6 protein-coding genes and 1 tRNA gene are annotated in these 19,867 nt (G+C 45.2%); all 7 read right to left on the reverse strand.

Translation table 11 applies throughout. From position 1 onward, the window contains the following. Nucleotides 1–2,072: fibronectin type III domain-containing protein (locus tag DD657_RS06385; RefSeq protein ID WP_287049083.1), on the reverse strand; the 2,072-nt coding region annotated here is incomplete at its 3' end. A 107-nt stretch (nucleotides 2,073–2,179) separates the two neighbouring features. Continuing rightward, on the reverse strand, nucleotides 2,180–9,295 hold the full coding sequence (locus DD657_RS06390; RefSeq protein ID WP_287049085.1) for a hypothetical protein: 7,116 nt from the start codon (nucleotides 9,293–9,295) through the stop codon (nucleotides 2,180–2,182). Next, a complete protein-coding gene (locus DD657_RS06395) occupies nucleotides 9,292–11,364 on the reverse strand; it encodes a fibronectin type III domain-containing protein (protein WP_021988509.1) in 2,073 nt (690 codons plus the stop codon). Before DD657_RS06395 ends, DD657_RS06390 begins: the two co-directional genes overlap by 4 nt. A 3-nt stretch (nucleotides 11,365–11,367) precedes the next feature. Beyond that, on the reverse strand, nucleotides 11,368–15,894 hold the full coding sequence (locus DD657_RS06400; protein WP_287049088.1) for a hypothetical protein: 4,527 nt from the start codon (nucleotides 15,892–15,894) through the stop codon (nucleotides 11,368–11,370). A 12-nt stretch (nucleotides 15,895–15,906) separates the two neighbouring features. After that, entirely contained in the window at nucleotides 15,907–17,640 is a 1,734-nt protein-coding gene (locus DD657_RS06405) for a TonB-dependent receptor (protein WP_287049090.1), read from the reverse strand. A 10-nt stretch (nucleotides 17,641–17,650) separates the two neighbouring features. Beyond that, the gene (locus DD657_RS06410; protein ID WP_287049091.1) at nucleotides 17,651–18,994 is read right to left on the reverse strand and encodes a PKD domain-containing protein; all 1,344 of its coding nucleotides are present in this window, start codon (nucleotides 18,992–18,994) and stop codon (nucleotides 17,651–17,653) included. Between the two features lie 756 nt (nucleotides 18,995–19,750). Continuing rightward, a tRNA-Met gene (locus DD657_RS06415) sits at nucleotides 19,751–19,827 on the reverse strand. Nucleotides 19,828–19,867 lie beyond the last annotated feature (40 nt).

Consider the following 19,867-nt stretch of genomic DNA (forward strand, 5'->3'; position numbering starts at 1 on the left):
AAAATCACTTTATCAGGATCGACGGAAGGATCGTGAATCGTGATCACAACCCCCACTTTGTCTTTCTTCCCCGAAGGAATGAGCTTCGCCGGAACACGGTAACTCTCCCCAAGCTGTTCGTATTTCGTGCGGATCAGATAAGAGCCGGAATAAACCGCTTTCCAGGCATCGAAGGCATAAAGACTGCCTTCCGTATCCGTAAATACGACTTCGGCCATGCGGCTGTCGAGGCGTTTGAAATTCACCTCATCCTGATTCAGACCATCCCCGCTTTTACCCACAGGCGTCACCACCAATTGCTTTTTAGAACCGGAATCCGGATTCTCCCCGGCCCCTTCGTTCTCCGTACCGGAATCATCCTCCGGAGCTTCTTCCACCTCATAGATATTACCTTCGCTGTCTTTTACCGTCATTGGAAAAACCGAAGGGGCATTACCGTTGTTCCCACCCGGCTCACCCCCGCCGGAGACACTATGCCCCGTTTCGATATAACCGATAACCTGACCGCTCGCATCCGTCACTTCGATTTTACCGGTCGTCTCGTCAAAAAAGAATCCGCTGTCCTTATCAATGACAAAATCAGCACTCAGGTCGGTTTTTGTGATGCCTTCCACCACATTACCCGTATGGCCGCCGCCCGTAAAAATATCGTCCATATTACCCATTCCGCTTTCTGTCGGATCGTAAACCGTTTTCACCACACCACGGATCATTCGGCGGTCGGTATTGATATAGACATTATCGAAAGTCACTTTAAAAGGCGCATAAGCCAGAAAAGGAACATGCACATAACCGTTACCCGTAAAAAAGCCCTGGCTGCCCGTCACCTCCTGTACATGTACCGGAAAATCGCCGGCTATAAACTGGTCTCCGTTCAAAAGCTCATCCAGGGGATCCTGATTGGACAAATCCACCGGACGCAACATCCCGCAGTTACGTAAACGGGTGGTATCCTCAGAAGGCAGCGTAAGGAAGGCTGTCTTTCCGAAAGTAGGCACCAAAGGCTCGCAAAAACCGCCCACACGGTATTCATACGTATACCCGGGCCGCACACCAGATAACAGGGCAGACGGAAAAGTACTCCTCACTTCAGCCCAGGTTTCAGCTCCTTTCACACGGTAAGCCACCGTATAATCAATGTGTTCCGGTGCACTCTCCCATTCCACATGAATATATCCCCGTTCGGCCGTAGCTTTTACCTGTACCGGTTCGGGACAATAACGGGCGATACGGAAAGAACGGATCATGCTCAGCCCCTCGTTCTCAAAAATACTCACATCATCCGCTCCGTCTTTGGCCACAACACGCACAGCCCAGGCATAACGCCGGCCGGGCTCCAGCGCCGGTGCTAAAGTACCGTAGAGATAGCTTGTGGAAGTGATTCGTTCGCGAAATATTTCAGGTGACCAGGCAAAGGCCGATTCGGGAGCCAGACCGTTATCCCAAAGTTCCTTGATGATCAACTCGTATTCTACACGAGCCACCCCCGAATGTTGCGGAGTCCATTGGAACAACAGATTCAATGGCTCACGCCAGGGAATAACTTCATCCTGAAAAGGCAGGCTCAACAACGGAGGTTTCTGCAAAGCAAGCCAGGCCGTTCCGATGGCCCGCTGCGACAGCACTTTTGAAGTGCCGTACTCCAAAACTTCTATGCCGAATTCGATCATGCCTTCCGGAAGGCGCCCACCTTTCAGATACGAATCTCCTCCCAATCCCTGCGCAAACAAATTACGGGTATCAAAATAAGGCATCAGATCATCCACCGTCAGCTTATAGGGCACATTGGGTTCGAGCGTTATCGGGGAAACCGAAGCATAAGGACGGGTCTGTATCGAAAAACCATTACCCTTTATGCTCAGGCGCAGGCGAACCGGCATCGACGGATACTGAACGTCACGATTCAGCAACGTCACGATCAGCCGCTCTTTACTACCCGATACATAGTCGCTCAGGTAGAGGCTATAAGGCGCAACAACGTTCACATTCGCCTGAACCGGATAAATATGCCCCTGACCGTAAACGGCAAAAAACAAAAACAGAGTACTACAAAATAACAGGATTTTTTTCATAAGTATGCCACCCTAATTAATCGGTATATTTTATACATTTCAACAATCTTTATCCGAAACAGATCACACAAACACAGCGTAAAACACGGTTAAACAAATCCGTATACTCATTCGACAGCCACTTTCACAGCTTCCCGTTCGGGACCGAAAATGAGATGAAGGATATAGATTCCCGGCGGGAGAGATTCATTAAAACTGAGCTCATAACTTTCATCTCCCCGGCATTTCGATTCACGGAGCAGGACACCGGTCAGCGCATAAAGCCGCAACAAACCGTCCGATTTCCGGTTCAGCTTGACCCGGACCCGGAAATGCCCGTTGCTGGGATTCGGCCACACCAACACATCACGGATCACACGTTCGGGCCCCCGGGTAACAGGCTGACCTGAGCCTTCCGTAACGACCGACACATTTTTGTAAAGAAATTCCTCACACTTTCCCTCTACAGAACGGAGTCCGATCGTATATTCCCCGGACCGGTCAAAAATCAGTTCGGCCATATCCCGGTCATCACTGACAATTGTTATTGTTCCGGTCTCCGGAAAAATCCATTCGCAATATTCCGGCATTGGCAGGCACGTATTGACCACTTTCAGGATATCTTCCGCCTCAATCTCCGAAGCCATCGCAAAATTGGCGTCAATTTCGGCATCACTTTTACCGATTGTAACTTCTCCGTTTCCCCGGCAGCCTTTTTTCGTCACGACCTCCAACCGATACGTACCTGCTTCGGTCACCCGGATAACAGGCTGTAAACTAAATACCTCGTTATCTTTCAGCCACTTGTACCCCGTAATACGTTCCACATTCAAAGGCCTTAATTCCACTTCCTGTTCCCGGCATAAAGTACGCTCGGGTCCTAAACTGACATTAACCTGTTCCGGTTCAAACAGTTCAAACACGCCTTGCCACAAACACCCGTTAGCATCGGCCACATCCACCGGATAGCTGCCGGCCGGCAAATCCTCCCGCTTCATCCTGCTATTCCCATCGGCCCAGGTGATTCTGTATTTTCCCGTTCCGCCCGATATTTGCAATACGACACTCCCTTTGCCACCGTTACAAACAGGATCGGTGACTTTACTGCTGACCTCTAAAGCATCCGGAGAAACAACCGTACCCATTGCCTCGGTACGGCATCCGTGGGCATCCTTGACAGCCACCAGATAACGGCCTTCGGAAAGGCTATCGATCTCTCCCGTCCTTGCCCCGTTCGTCCAGATATATTCATACGGCAAAGTCCCGCCATTCACTACGGCCCCGGCCTTCCCATCGGTATCTCCTTTACAAAGCAAGGCCGAAACGGTCACGGCGGCCTGCAGAAGTTCCGGCTGAACGAGGCGGTATACCTCCGACCAGGCTGTAATCCCGTTACCGTCCGTCACTTTCACCTTATACTCTCCGGCAGGAAGCTGCTCACAATTTATACCCGAAACGATAAAATCAGCATGACGCCCGGACAAACGATACCAATCATACCGGTAGTTACCGACACCACCACAGGCGGTAGCCCGCAATATACCATCCGGCACCCCGTAACAGGAAATAATCTGGACACAGGAAACAGTTACTTCGAGTAAAGACGGCTCAGTAACGGTAGCTGAAATACTCTTATTACACTGGTGGCTATCGGTTACCGTTACCGTATAATTACCGGCAGGAATACCTTCCAATGTATCCCGGTCGTTTTCCCAACCGTGCCATTCATAACGATAGGGTTGTGTACCACCGACGGGTGTTACCCAAATCATCCCGTCATCCCGCTGCCATCCGAGCGGCTGTCTGTAATCCATACTGAGCAGCAATTCATCCGGAGAATTAATTTTCACTTTTTTAGTAACGAAACATCCCCGTTTATCTGTTAGTTTTACTTCATAACGCCCCTCTTCCAGGTGCTCGATCCGGGTATCCGCCGAGCCATCGAACCAATCTAAGCGATAAGGCGCTTCACCCCCTAAGGGGATGGCCTGAATCCAACCTTTCCGATCGTATTTACAAGGTAAATGACCTATTTCAAATTCCAGACGCAAGGAATCGGGCGAATAAATCGTATAATCAGCCGACCATCCCAGATTTCCCACGCTATCGAATGCCGCCACACGGTAAGTACCGACACCGACGGATTTCAATAAGGAATCCGTTTCTGTAAACCCTGTCAAAAGATCTTCTTCTACAAAATACCATTCGAAACGGTAAGGTCGTCCGGCACCGCCTTTCACATGGGCAGTCAGCTCCGCATTGGTCTGCCCCGAACAGATGATCACTCCGCTCTCTTCCAATTCTATGGTTATCGGATTATACATCCGGACGGAATCGACAACCTGACAGCCATGAGCATCCGTTACGACAACATGAAGCGGATCTGCCATTGCCGACAAACCGGTCAGCGGATTAGCGACTGAATGATTGTAATCCCAGGCATAACGATAAGGCTTTGTACCACCTTCCGGACTGACCGCTACCATTCCATCGTCACCGCCATATACGGAGGGAAAATCTACCTTATGCCTCACGATCAGGCTGTCCGGCTCCGTCAGGGTATCGGTTGCCGAAACGACACATCCGCGCCGGTCGGTAACCACTGCTTTATAAACGCCGTCTTCAAGACCGGACCGCAAAGCAGCATCCTCCCGGTCAATATCTTCCCAGTAATAGCGGTAAGGGGTAGTACCTCCATCCGCCAAAGCCTCCGTCCACCCATTGGCATCATGCTTACAAAGCGGGAAATGATGACGGAATTGTAATTGCAAAGAATCCGGATGACGGAAAACAAATACATCCGATACCGCCAGGCTATCACTACGATCCCGGACACTCACCCGATATTCTCCATCCGCAACCCCGTATAAGATACTATCGTTTGCTCCGGTTTTCCTGAAATGACCTTCACGGTCTTTTTTAAACCATTCGAAATCATGAGGGGCACCCACACCTCCGGCAAACACCGCAGCCAGACGACCATCCAAACGGCCGTAACAACTGATCGAATCACGTACCTGAATTTCCACGATAAGCGGATTGTACATCCGGGGCGTATCGCTCACAGTACAACCGTGAGCATCGGTTACCGTAACTTCATAAGGCGTATCACTGGCAGCCAATCCCGCCAGTGGATTATCCGTTGAATGATTATATGTCCATTCATACCGGTAAGGTTCGGTTCCGCCTTTCGGAAATAAGCGGATCGTTCCGTCCGTCCCGTTAAAAACAGACGGAAACCGGACTTCGTGGGTGACCAGAAGACTATCCGGCTCTGTCAGGGTGTCCCGTCCGGTGAGCTGACAGCCGTGTGAATCGGTAACTGTTACCTTATAAAAACCACAGGCCAGATTACTGCGGTTAAAAGCATCAAAATCCGTCTTATCTTCCCACAGGTAATGATAAGGTTCGGTTCCACCTTCAACCAAAGCATTTATCCAGCCATTCCGGTCGTCTTTACACAACGGATCAAGATGCCCGAATTTCAATCGGAGCGAGTCGGGTTGCCTGAATATAAATTCCTGCGAAACGGCTTGATTATGTTCGGAGTCCCGAACTTTCACCCGATAAATCCCATCTCCCAAAGGTTCTGAAACAGACTCTTCTCCGGCTATTTCCCGGAATCCGTCATTTTCCCTCTTATACCATTTATAAAAATAAATGCTGCTGACACCGCCTTCGGCCAGGGCTTCCAAACGCCCGTCTGTCCGGCCGTAACAAGACACCGGTTGTTTTTCCCGAATGCCGACCATAAGCGGATACAATATCCGGGGATTGAGTTCTATTTCACACTGATGAGCATCTTTCACCACCACCCGGTAAGGCACACTATCGGCAGGCAAGTCTGTCAAAGGATTGGAAACGGAATTCCGGTAATCCCAGAAATACCGGTATGAACCGTCCGTATAGGGAGTTCCGCCCGCCGGGAAAACAGTTATTTTTCCATCAGAAACCGTCGGGCCGGAAGGGATATCCACCGTAAATACAGCCGTTAAGAAATCAGGTTCTGTGAGCACCCAATCCGTCGTTACCGAATTATTTTCACTATCGGTAACTTTAACCCGATAGGTTCCAGCCTCTAGCGGGGCTGAAATTTTTCCGTTCCCTTCTATTTCCTGAAAACCACCGTTTCCGGATTTAAACCACTGATAGCGGTAGTAGCGGCTGACACCGCCTTCCGGCATTGCTTCCAATAAGCCGTCACGATCTCCCTTACAGGAAATCACTTTTTTCACAACAAGCTTTACTCCCAATGGATAAATTACACGCGGTTCCAGTTCTATCCGGCAATCATGGGCATCCTTTACCACCACCCGGTAAGGCACACTATCCGCAGGAATGCCCGTCAAAGGGTTGGAAACGGCATTCCGGTAATCCCAACGGTAATAATAGCCCGGTGTACCTCCCGAAGGAGAAACAGCAATGCGACCATCCGAGCCGGCAGCAGAAGAGGGTAGCGTAATCTGAGCCGTAGCCTGTAATAAGGGGGGCTCTGTAATCGTAATTTCTGCCGTAGCAGTGTTATTTTCAGAATCCGTTACCTTTACCTGATATCTTCCGCTACCAACACCCTGTGATACTTTCCCATTCCCCGAAATAAGAGAAAAAGCACCGTTTGACCACTGATACCACTGATAACGGTAATACCGGCTGACACCGCCTTCCGGCATCGCTTCCAATAAACCGTCCCTATCTCCCTTGCAGGAAATCACTTTTTTCACAACAAGCCTGACTCCCAAAGGATAAATCACCCGCGGATTCAACTCTGTCCGGCAATCATGGGCATCTTTTACCACCACCCGGTAAGGCACACTATCCGCAGGAATACCCGTCAAAGGATTGGAAACAGAATTCCGGTAATCCCAACGGTAATGATATCCCGGTGTCCCCCCTGAAGGAGAGACCGTAATTTTTCCGTCCGAAGCATTAGCCGACGCAGGCAAAACCACCTGGGCGGTTGCAGTCAGACGGGCAGGCTGCCCGATTGTAACATTGTTTTCTGCGCGGCAATCCTTACGGTCTTTGACTTTTACCACATAGTTCTGTGCTTCTCCATAGATAACGGAACTTGTGCCCGGATTACCCGGCCATGTGTATGTATAACCCCCGTTCCTTCCGGTAACGACAGCCTCTATTCTCCCATCGCTACCGCCATAACAAGCCGGTTCGGCCGTTTTAAAAGCAATCCGGACCGGATCGGGTTGTGTCAGGGTATAATTTGCAGAAACTGCTTTAATATCATTTCTATCGAAAACAAAGGCCCGGTAAACACCCGCATCCAAACCGGACACTTCAGCTGTCGTATAGCGTAATTTAGCCCATGAACCACCGACCGATTTATACCATTCATAACGGTATCCCCCGACTCCTCCCGTGGCTGTCGCCCTCAGTACTCCGTCTAAAAGGCCGTAACAACTGATATCTCCGGTTTTACCGATAGAAACCGACAAAAGATCGGGTTGGCGAAGCTCAATATCTACAGTACTCTGGCATCCGGCCAGATTTACTGCCGTAACCGGACTGACTTTATTGTAATTGGCATCTTTAACTGTAATTTTATACCTGCCGTCACCTAAACCGGTCAGTTTACTGCCACTTCCGGACACAGGCTGACCGTTTTTTTGCCAGGAATAAGTAAAACCGCCCGTACCTCCCCTGGCAATGACCTCGATAGCTCCATCCGTCAATCCGTATCCCCGGGGATCGGTTTTGGATAATTCCTGAAGACTTACGCCCGTTGCCGGTTGTGCTATATTTACCTTCCAGGCAGCATCTGTCATCCGGCAATCATTGGCATCCCTCAATTCTACGGTATAATTGGCAGCAGCAAGCCCGGGAACAACAGAAACAGCATCCCGTGTCACAGGATAGGATGCCGTAGTCGTATACCACGCCCTGATATCTCCCGTCCCACCCGTCGGTGTAAAAGTTATCGTTCCGTCGCTTCCGCCTTTACAATGAACATCCGTCTTATTTAAACCGGATAATGATAATTTCGGAGGATCGGAAACGGTGAACTGCGCTTTATGTCTGTATTCATCACCAATATAACTCGGTATTGTCGAATTCAGAATATAACCGTTGGTATATTTCACTTCGTACCGACCGGCACTCAATCCCGTAAAAATCACGAAATTTTCCTCATTCCTCAGAGTAATAGACGGCTTATATCCCAAAGGATCATCCAGATTAGTCAACGTCAATTGTTCCGCCTCATCGGGAAATAATTTCCGATAAAAAGGAATTTTTACCTGACCGTCTTTTCCTCCGGCACATTTCGGTGGGGTTACCTGAATTGAATAAGCACTTATTGTCGGAGCCTCTATTTTCAAATCTAAAACAAGCGTACCGGCATATTTGGAATTATCTTTTTCATTACCGGTAAGACAGGGATTACCTGCCCTGACCGTCATCTTTCTTTTCTGTTTCACATTATCAAGAAAATCAGACGTACTGTTTCCACCTACCCTATAATAATTGACATCAACCTCCACGCTAGCTCCCAATCTGTCCCATTTATTTTCAGTCAATTGATAACTATAATACCAATCCCACCGATACAAAAAGTCATCTGAAAAATCCGTTTTTATACGCACATAATTTTCATTCGTTAAAGTATGATCAGCAGGATAAGAAGACAAAACCGGATTTACAGGAACTCTTTTTATAATCAATTTAGCGTTATACCCAAATAAAACAGGTGTTTGTTTTTGGAAATCGTCGGGAGCAACGGTTTCCGAACAGCCCCCGAATAATGCCCAGTTATCCATACTAACTGTCAACGTTCCTTCCCGCTTATCGTCAGCAGATCTGTTACGGGATACCGTTTTAAAGTTAATCAGCTTTTTTCCATTCGTTACAAGTCTGTAATTTAACTTCCGGGGAACCGTCGTTGAAGTACTATTCAAATTTACATTACCTTGAAAAACCCACATGGATTCACCCTCAAATTGTACATATAAAGAAAATTTATTGTCCTTATGATAGGACATAGGCTTAGGTGCCAATATTTCAAAATCAAACCAAATCTCATAATTCAGGCTATTTGCGGCCAAAGGTGTGGCCGATTGCGTATTCGCTTCTACGGGATTTTTCAAATCGGGACTATTCTCCGTAATTATTTCATCCGTCAGACAGACAGCAAGGCTATCCGAAGATTGGGCATACAACCTGCCGATATTTACCTGAAATACGATTATAAACCATATCCCCAAACTTATCCAGGAATAAACGAACTTTTTCATAATCCTTTAATTATTATTTCACGAATCCGGGAATTTCCTCCGTTTTCAAATAATGCACGTATCATATAACGATACTGCATACTTACTGCAACATCCTCATCCAACAATTCCCGCTGCCATCCGGCTACAACCTTCCATAGCGTATAAGGTGCATCCCCTTCGCTTTTGTATATTTCATAATTCTTTACTTCTTTCAAATCCGATTTCCACACCAGTTTTATCAGTAAATTTTTTTTGTCAACAACGGCATCCAAACGGGTAATACCTTCTTTTTTCTTCAGAGCTCCCGGGACAACCAGGTTCAGGGCCGGTGTCGGCAGGGACACCAAACCGCTCTTATCGACGGCAAAAATCGTATAGGCATATTTTTTACCGGGCTGTACCGACGTATCCCTATACCTGTCAGTCTGGTTTCCAGGCAGTATAATCACCCATCGGGCAGTATCCCCCGTTTCTTTTTCCTTACGGTACAACCGGTGTTCCCTTACATCTTCCGACGGACTGCAAATCCATTTGAGTTCGACACCTTCTGTTCCGATATGATAATCTGAAAAAACGGGAGATACCGGAGGTATAAAATCCGGTTTAACCAAATCCAGTCTTTCCGAAAAATCAGACTGGTTATAACGCTGATCAACAGCAACCAGATAATAATAAACCACAGGATTCAGGTTCCAGTTATCCACGGTATCTATATAGCAGGTATCCGTTACCGGATATTTTACGACCGGAACAGCTTCCTCCGTTCCGGTAAATGCCCGATAGACCAAATAACCCAATAAATCGGATTCAGTATTTGGATTCCAGGACAACTTTACTATTCCCAGGCTATCTATTTTCCCCTGCAACCCTAAAGGGACAGCAGGCGGAACAGTATCCAGGGGCTGAATTAATACAGGATAGGAAGAACGGGATTCTCCTTCCAGTGCCACAGCTTTGATCACGAAATAACTACCGGAATTGAGTTTATCGTATTTTAATGACCGCTGCGACGGGGAAATATCATCCGCCACCGTTCGATAAATACCATTGGCCTTGTCCGACATTCTCAACTGAAATCCTTCTATAAAACTTTCTCCCTCATTTTCAAACTGCCATTCCATTTCCAATTCACCCTTATCATTCACTATGGATTTGCGGATAACAGGGACATAAGGCAGCATATTCACCCCTTTTCCCGATAAAGTATCGGACACCGGACCAAGCTCTCCGAATGTGGAAATTCCCCTGATCCGGTAATAAAATGTAGTATGGTTATCTGAAAGCGAGTCTACATAAAACAAACGCTGATCCCCTTCTTTTTGTCTTTCATCTATACTCGATACCGGCCGGCCTTCAATTCTGGTAAATTTTTTTCCGTCGACAGACTTTTCAATATAATAAGAGTTATATACATCAGCCAGGTTTGAATAATTCCAAGCCAGCATGACACATTTGTTATTCCACACGGCTGCCAATTCCTGAGGACGCGGGAGAGGCCGGTATTCATCCAATCCGGTAAAGGCCGACCCCAGGCGGATTTGACAACTATCCTCATAGGTTGCCGGAACAATACGGTACAGATAACGTTCACCTTTTTTCACATCAGTATCTTTATATCCCCACCCCGCCAGGCAAGCTATATCAAAGTTCTGATCCGCGGCATACAACGAGAATGTAAATCGCTGGTCGAGTTCCTGGGCCATATTAATCATACGGGCAAATCCCTGTGAATCCTCACCGGTCAACTGAAAGTCTTCCCCATAAAGTGCCTGAGCTATAATCCCCGCATTATCGTCCCTTTCAACATAGGGAATCCATTCCTGCAAGGGCAAAGCTTTCAATACTTCTACCAATACCTTTTTCTCCGGAACAACCAGCACCTCCTTTCCCCTGCTTACCGTATATCTCTCGATCCGGAAACCGGACCGGTTGGTTTTTTTCCAGGCATACGGCGTATCTGCCCCCCAACGCAATAAGACGGCATCCTGCTGTACACTATAGCGTACCCTGATACTGGCCGAATCCTGTGCCACCGCACACATATCCGCTCCTATAAGCAATAATAACCCGATAATTATATTTTTCATTTTTTAAAATGTATATTCATATTCAAACAACCGGCTGCTTCCGGCCTGTCCGTCAGGCTGGATAAATCTGAAATTAACCCGGTATTTCCCGGACTCGAACGGCGGTATATTGTTATTGATAAAATCTGCGTATTTCAACAGTTCCGGTTTACCTATATACCTGTTTACCAACTGATCCCGCAGATCATAATAATCCCTGTTGTAAGCACGGAAAAGATTATAAGTATAAGGGAAATACTCACGCAGGCGGTGGTGAGCGGGATCACTTTCCAATAATGTAAGATAAACTGAATTCACCGGTATGGCTCCGGCAGGCGGAACTCCCCATTTTTCCGTATCTCTGTACCTGATGCGAATACTACCGGCCAGTGGATAATTTTTATATACCAACGGGTAAATCCATTGCTTATAAAAAGCATCGTCGAGTGTAGCCCAGGGTTTTACCAAAGGTTTGTTGCCGCTATATGCCGTACCGACAAGATCAACGGCATCAAAAGGCTCACTGTCATTCAGAATATATTCCAGATACACATAACCGGCCTCCGCATAAAACGAATGCATCCTTTTGTTTATACCTGCAATTTTTTCCCGTAAAGTAGCGTAACGACTTGTCCCGAAGGCATATTCCAGGATTATTTTTCCGTTCGCGGTCTGGGTCACCGCATTCGCTTTTGCACTTCTTATCGTAACATCATCATCACCCGAACCACCGATCGTCAACCGTTCCTCCCGGATATCAGCCGTTCCCCCCGTTCCTTTTTTCGGCAGGGTAACAATACCGAGAGAATAAGTGCTTGCCTTAGAAAGTCCCGGCATCTGATAAACCAGACAGTTTATGCCGGCATCGTAACGGAAAGAAGTATTTATGCTTTGTCCGTTCTCATCAGTAATGTGAATTTCATGTTTGAAATCAGCAGAGAACAAATAAGGTTGTCCCCTCTTGAGTTGAACATACCCCCGGGTGCCTTCACCGGACAAATAATACCTTTGATCTATCACCGGATAACAATATTCAATATTCTGTAACGGTATATTATCAGGTGCAGTACCCGTCGTAAAGCCGATTTCCATTTTTTCCCGTGCCTTCTGCCCTCCTGTGTACACCACCTCCCAACGATTATTCCGGTATTCTTCAAATCCGACTTCGACGTTCACCTTCAACAACTTCTGCGGAGGTAATATATCATGCGAATAAAAGGTCACCAGATTACGCGACGTATTCCATTCCAATTTACCCGGTATTTCCTTACCTTCCTCTGAAACGATAAATTTATCCAGTATGAATCTGTAATTTTTAATCTCACCGTTATTATCTTCCATTAAAAAAGACTTATTCATCGGCATATTGAAGGCAACCTGCGGAGCAGCAAAAACATCCACATCCGTTTCTTCTGCAACCGGCTTTATATCATTGATGATAGGTACACCGATAGGACTGCCTCCCGGCAAGACAAGCTCACACTCTTCTCCCAATTTGATCTTAAGGCGCATATTTCCGCGGATCAAACCGCCTAATATATCGATCTTCATCCCCAGATACCCTACGAACCAGGTCGGATTGGGCAGCTTAGCCTGAAATAAGGTCGCTGCTCCGGCCTTAATGATGGGTATTTTTTTCCTGATAAACAAAAGCTTCAAACTGACACCGGCTTCTCCCTGCAAGTAAGCATACGCCTGTCCGTTTGCATACCACCCATCGATTCCCACCGGACCACGCCGCCCATTACACTCAGCCTGTCCATAATCCTTCAACATAATATCAAAACCAAGTCCCGCCTGGAAATTCGCATATAAAATCAGAAAAGTAATATCCCCGGTTGCCACACTGACATCCGCGCCGAAAGCAAAACCGCCGCCTGCCTCCAATGCATTCATATCCCGCATATAATCGAGTTGTCTCAACTCGACACCCAAAATATCGGCCACCTGCTGAGGCGGTGGCGGTGAACCTTCCAAATGAGAACCGGTCATAAAATAAGCGCCCGATTTTATTTTTATCAGATTCAGCAAATTCATTTCTATACCTAACCGGTTGGAAGGAGTTCCCATATGAAAATACCAATTTCCTTTTTCTATATGCAACACTGAATGTCCGGCATTATTATTTTGCCCCCGCCCCTTTATCAAACCGGCCAATACATTGACATACAAATCAAAAGTTGCATGTAAACATTTCTGATTAAAGTCGTATTGAATCCCCATGGCAGCCAGGAACCCGCTTTTTCCCAAACTCTCCTTATCCGAATATATATCCAATGCGGCATCGGCCGGTTGATATAATTTATATTTCTGTAATTTATTCAAGCCGGAACTAATCCCCGGATGTGATGCCAAATAATTGTTTTCAACCGCTGCCAGCGCTGTCAATTTATTTTTTACCGCACTTTGAATATTATCCATACCGGGGATTTTTCCCAGAACTTTCACTTGTCCGAAAAAACCGATATAAGCCAATCCTCCCTTATCGTTAAAAGCTATTTCAAAGTCGGCTTCCCCGCTGACCACATCCGGATTTCCGATATTAAACATAACGGCAGCTTTAAACCCGAATCCACGCTTTTCATCCGGAACATACACCGTGCCTGTAGGCAATGCCGATTCCCCCATTCCCCGTTGTGCCATTTTATAATAAGCCCCGCCGCCAATCCCGCTCAAATTGAATGCAGGAGGAAAAACCGTAATGCCGCTCTTCCCGAACATCACACTCCCGTCCACCAGCCAATAGCGGAAATCTTTTTTACCAAACATAGCCCGGGCCTTCATCCCGACACCTTCCAGGCAAGTCAGCTCCAAATCCATATTTCCGGCAAATCCATCCCCATATAGCGGATCATTATTCAACAGAGTCAGGCTTCCCCTGACGGCAAATACTCCGGCAAAAGAGGTATTAACCTGTATCGCCGATATATTCAGATGATCATATTCCCAACTCTGTAAACCGCGGTCCTGTTTCATCTTACCTACAATTCCCAGGCGGGTATCCCCGGCAATGGAAAAAGGAGAAGCTCCTAAAGCCAGTTTTGCATCAAATCCTAATTCTGCTGTTAAGCCAGCCGTTTTTAATTCTATCCTGCCTACCGATAAAGGAAATCCTTTTACAGAAAAATCACCGTCATATCCCAGATATTGCACCATAAAATAGGGGGATTCGGTTTTCAAATGCATTTGTTGAAATTTAATACCTTTCAACTCCGCCACTGTCACATCCCCCTCTCCTCCCTGCATCCCTGCTTTTATCATGAGAGAACCGCTCAACATCGCCTCCGGACGGAAACGTCCGTCTTTTACTTTCATCTCCACATACGAATTCGGTAACAACTCCGCCTCAGCAGCCCATATACTGAATTTCATCGTTTCAGACTTCGATATCCGAAGCATATATTCGTTATCCGGTGAAATATAAGCATCGTAATTCAAAGGGGACTTTTCAGCCACAGGTAAACCGATCTGTCCTCCAAACCCGGCACCATTCAAATGATTTGCGATCAATTCTATTGAAAATCTTTCCACAGAAAAAGGCCATCCCCCCGCAGTCCCGTTATCAAAAGCCAAAACGTTCTGTGCCTCAAAAATCCCCGATATCCCATTATTATCGAAAAGCATGTGGTGGGAAATAAAACTCACTCTTTTACTTGTATCCCGACGGGAAGTAAATTGCCGGGGTAATGTTATACTCAATTCATTGATATAAACCCCCTTCCACAAATTTTCATTACCGGGAATCATATATTGTTCCTGATACCCGTAAGGATAACTGATATTATCGGCATTCCGGGTGTCACTAAAATCAAAGATTGCATCCCGGGCCTGAAACATAAACCCATTCAAACCGATGATCTCGAACCGGGGCAATGATAAAGATACGACCATATCATTCCAATCCTGAACAATCGTAGAAAAAGAAGCCATTACTTTCGAATCCAATGCACTGCAATTACCATTTTCATCTACTTTACGGACTAATTTATCTGAAAGAATTAAATCTGCAGTAAGGCCAAGTTCTTTAAATCCCTGGCAATCGATAGACATATAAGTTTGTTGATCCCCTATACCGGACAAAAGATTAAACCCGCCTTTCAGCACCAGAGAAGCAGCTCCGTTATTAATCGGGATGGTAATATCCCCAAGCAATACCAACCGGGCATCCCCGACAATATCCCCTTCGTTCGATAATTTGATCCCCTGAGCACCGAAAAACAGTATCTTATCGCCTTCTTCTCCTTGCGGAATAATTGCTCTTCCCCATATAGCCAGTTCTGCGTACTCCTGAAAAAACTGGATACTACTGATAGCCAAAGCGTAGTTGACATTACTGACCGTTCTTTTCATTCCAACCGGAAACACATTCATGTCTGCCAGAGAAAGACTTTCCACAAAATTATCCATCTGATCGAGCCGGGCAAATACCTCCACAGCCTGCTTACGTATCCCGTCCATATCTTCTTTTGCAGCATATACCAGAGTACTACTCCAATAAAGAATCAAACAGCATAAAAAAAAGAACCTGCAAAAACTGCCTTTATTTTTCATAATCGGTCGGTTTTAAAAACTATATGCATAATTAAGTGTAGTCGTAAAATCCGATGCTACCGGTTTCACCGGGACATCCCGGTTCTGGTATACCACAGATATATTAGCCGTATGATGTTTAAAAAAACGCATAACGACATTTCCCCTTGCGTTGAATACACTCCCTGTCCGTATCCCGCTATTGGAAGAAACATTATAAGAAGACGACACCCCTACCGTCATCTTATTCTTTAAAAATTTAGAGGAGGCTCCCAGATTAGGCCCCCACGTAATCATTTCCATACCGGCCATTTTATTGTATGTCAAATTTCCGGATGCCGTCAACTGTATGGCTGACGGAACAAATAGCAAAGCATAAGAAGCCGCCAGATTATAAAACCGGGATGCACTCCCCGGTGCAATAATCCCTCCCCGCTTGTCTGCTGCCTCCTGAAAACTCAGATTAAAATTCAGATTATGGCTTCTGACTTCCTCCACAGCCCAATTATATCCGATATTAACATTCACATTTTGGGACAACTGCGTAAAATCAAGGGTATCCTGATTTTCATATTTATTGGTTGCATTGATATAATCAAACTGTGATCTGATATTGGTATAACTCTGAAAACTGGAATACGATACGGAGCAATTCAATTTATCCGTCGGCACGATATTCAGATTTGCCGCTATTACCCAACGGTTTGTTTGTTCTGTCTTATTGCGGTTCAGATTATCATGCTGCATCCCAACATTCATCGAAAAATTGATTTTATCTTTCCAAAATGGCCGGGCATAATTAAAAGTAAAATTTTCAAAATCATTCGTAAAATAATACCCTCCCAAAGTCCGGTAATCCGGATCTATACGTTCGTATCCCAAACCGATGGAATTCTTTTTAAGCAGATAATTTACACCGGCTTTCAGAGCATGGTATTGAACGGTCGACGTGTTACGGGTAAGTAGCCAGATTCCCAAATCTGTTTTAACGGAAGGCAAACGCATATCCCGGGTAAGACTACTGAAACCATACTCTACATTTACCGTCAGGTTATCCAATAATTTGAGGGTTACTTCACCGCTGAGGGCCAGGTTGCTTTGAGGATATATCTGCAAACTGTCCGGCTTCCATTTTAAAGATTCCGGATCATCGTGAGCATGTAATATACTGATTCCCAATAAATATTTTTCTTTCTCATAATTCAGTTTCACACCATAACCCATTCTTTTATAAGCTACAATTCCTCCAAAATTCAATGAATCATATTCGGTCTTTTTCAATAAACGCCCAAACATAAACTGAGCTTTTAACGGAAAGTTTTCCGGTTTCAATTCCAAACCGGCACCGGTAAATTGATGCCCGCTCAGTGTATAGGGAGAGAAACTCATCGATACATCTCCGATATGGGCTGTAACCCATTTATAAGACGGATGTATACTCAAACGATTCGGTAAAGTAGGATAATTATATCCATTTCCCAGATTATTGAAATTACAGGAAAAAGGTAGATTTACCTGATCGTAAATACTGATATTGACATTCCCGGAAATGACCCACATAAAAGGCTGACGACTGGAATTATCACCCGTGTAAAACACTCCGTTAGCTGCCAATCCTCCGTTAATCCGAAACAGATTTTTTTTACTGAATTGTTCTTTCAGATTATCCAAACGTACTTGTTGGGCACATACCGGTAAAGTGCTGGACATCGATACACCGAATAAGCAATAAATAAATAATTGTTTCAAGCCACGCACTTTATCCATATAAACGATATCAATTTCCGGTTCTTTCTTTCTGTATTTTCACATCTGCAAGAATATATGAATTACTTCCTGCCTGTACGAATTGCTTTATCTTAATAACTCCTTTGCGGTAATCACCGGTTTCAAACAACACCAAATGCGGAACATCATTTCCTGTAAAATAAGAGTTAAGATCTTTATCACAGTTTTCCCTAATCAGAAGCCGTTTTAACAACTCATCATTTTCCATAACATCAAACTGACCGGCTGTAAGCGCATCCGGGTTATTGATAAACCAGGAATGAGCGGCACCGGGTATATCCGGCAAGGCTTTTAATCCGACCAAATCAGGCGAGAGAAAACAACATTGGTCGAAATCGGCCAACCCCCAAAACACAAAATCAATCGTCGGTCCGGTCACCGGAGTTAATTCTTTCATTTTCAAAACAGACCTTGTTTCCGAAGAAAAATATCCACCCACCGTATTCAACGCTGTCGTAATTCCGAATTTCAGATCCTGTATTATATACAAATTCGAATTTTCCAACACCTTTATCTCTTTGCTGACACTTTTCGTTTCTTTTCCATTCGCTGCTTTAAGCTCAACACGATATTCCCCCGGTTTGTCGAAATAAATCCGGGTATCGGCCAGGGTATCATTTTCTATTCTTCCCCCTTCCGCCTTCCATAGATATGATAAAACACCGGTACAACGAGCCGCCAATTCAATAACCAACGGAGCTTCCATATCATAATCATCTTTCCCCGGCCACCACTCGAAATCCACTGCCAAAGCAGGAAGTACCCGAATCGTATCGGTAAACTCCGCCCTCTCTCTTGTACTGAACACTTGTAAATGAACCGGATGCAATCCAGGCTCCGTAAAAACAATAACCGGAGGATTTTTTCCTTCGTAAGTTTCAGGTTGCCCGCCGATAAACTCCCAACGATACCGGGTGCCACCGTAACTGCAATTTATCAGTGTAACTTCCACCGGTGAGAAATTGTTTATAGCCACCGTATAAGTGAAACCAGCCCCAATAGCAGAATCGAGACTTACGGTCAATTCTTTTACTTTACGTTCAGTGGTGTTCCAGGCTTCCAGACGGATGGTATATGTTCCCGGTTCCTTATAAACAACTTCTTCCGGATTTACTTTATTGGATTTCAAAGGATCACCACCTTCGAATGTCCATTCATATAAATCCGCACCTGTCGATTTATTCATCAAATGAACAGTTACAGGTACAGAATAATCATTACCGGTAATCTCTACATCGAAATCCGCATTGATTCTCACAGGTGTTTCCTGATAACAGGCATATAAAAGCAGCCATATAACTGCCTTAAAAAGGTTCCTCCCCAATTTATTCATCAACTATCATTACAAAGATTAACACACTCCTGCGCCACGCCGACAAGTTTATCAGAATTTACAGTCACGCTTCTCCGCCCACACCCGGAGACACCACTCCCCTACAAACACGTCATTAAACCTTCTGTAAAAACACGACACAAACAATCAACATTCCGAGTCAAAAATACATTAATATATTTTAACATCAAAATTGTTTTCATATTATTTAAACTTACTATAAGTTTACGGCTGCTTTATTATATTCCAATAATTAAAATTCACAACAGAAATACCATTAAAATATACATAATATTGAAACAAAACAATGATGATCAGACATTTGAATCAGAACTGTTATTCAAACATGAAATAATACTTTTAAACGACCTTATTTTGAAATAAAGGGATCGAAGGTTCATAGAAATTGTAAATTTTAGATTGCAAATTGTAAATTATTGGGCAAATTGATTCGTCATCAGATTTTTTTAATCTAAAATCGCCAATTTAAAATCTGCAATTAAAACGTTCGTTTTAGGCAGTACGTCTCTTCTGCTGAATAATTTCACTCCCCCAATGTATCGATCCCTGAATACATATCAACAATACAGCAACAATTAAAATCAAGCAGAATCCGCACAGTATATGTATTTCACAAAACGATAATGTCAGCAAAAACCGGGATAGACAGTCGCCGAGCCGGATAGGGGGTGTATAACGGAAATTATATAAAACAAAAAAAGCAGTCACAACTTTCGTTGCAACTGCTTTTAAAATTGGTAGCGAGAGGCGGGCTTGAACCGCCGACCTCATGATTATGAATCATGCGCTCTAACCAGCTGAGCTACCTCGCCATAAAAAGAGTCTCATTTCTGAGACTCTTTCTTTCAAAAT

Origin of the sequence: Culturomica sp., from assembly GCF_003524185.1 — a bacterium.
GTDB classification, from domain to species: Bacteria; Bacteroidota; Bacteroidia; order Bacteroidales; family Marinifilaceae; genus Culturomica; species Culturomica massiliensis.

Coding starts and splice junctions, on each gene's coding strand:
- DD657_RS06390 (WP_287049085.1), bottom strand. CDS start 9,295: ATGAAAAAGTTCGTTTATTCCTGGATAAGTTTGGGGATATGGTTTATA.
- DD657_RS06395 (WP_021988509.1), bottom strand. CDS start 11,364: ATGAAAAATATAATTATCGGGTTATTATTGCTTATAGGAGCGGATATG.
- DD657_RS06400 (WP_287049088.1), bottom strand. CDS start 15,894: ATGAAAAATAAAGGCAGTTTTTGCAGGTTCTTTTTTTTATGCTGTTTG.
- DD657_RS06405 (WP_287049090.1), bottom strand. CDS start 17,640: ATGGATAAAGTGCGTGGCTTGAAACAATTATTTATTTATTGCTTATTC.
- DD657_RS06410 (WP_287049091.1), bottom strand. CDS start 18,994: ATGAATAAATTGGGGAGGAACCTTTTTAAGGCAGTTATATGGCTGCTT.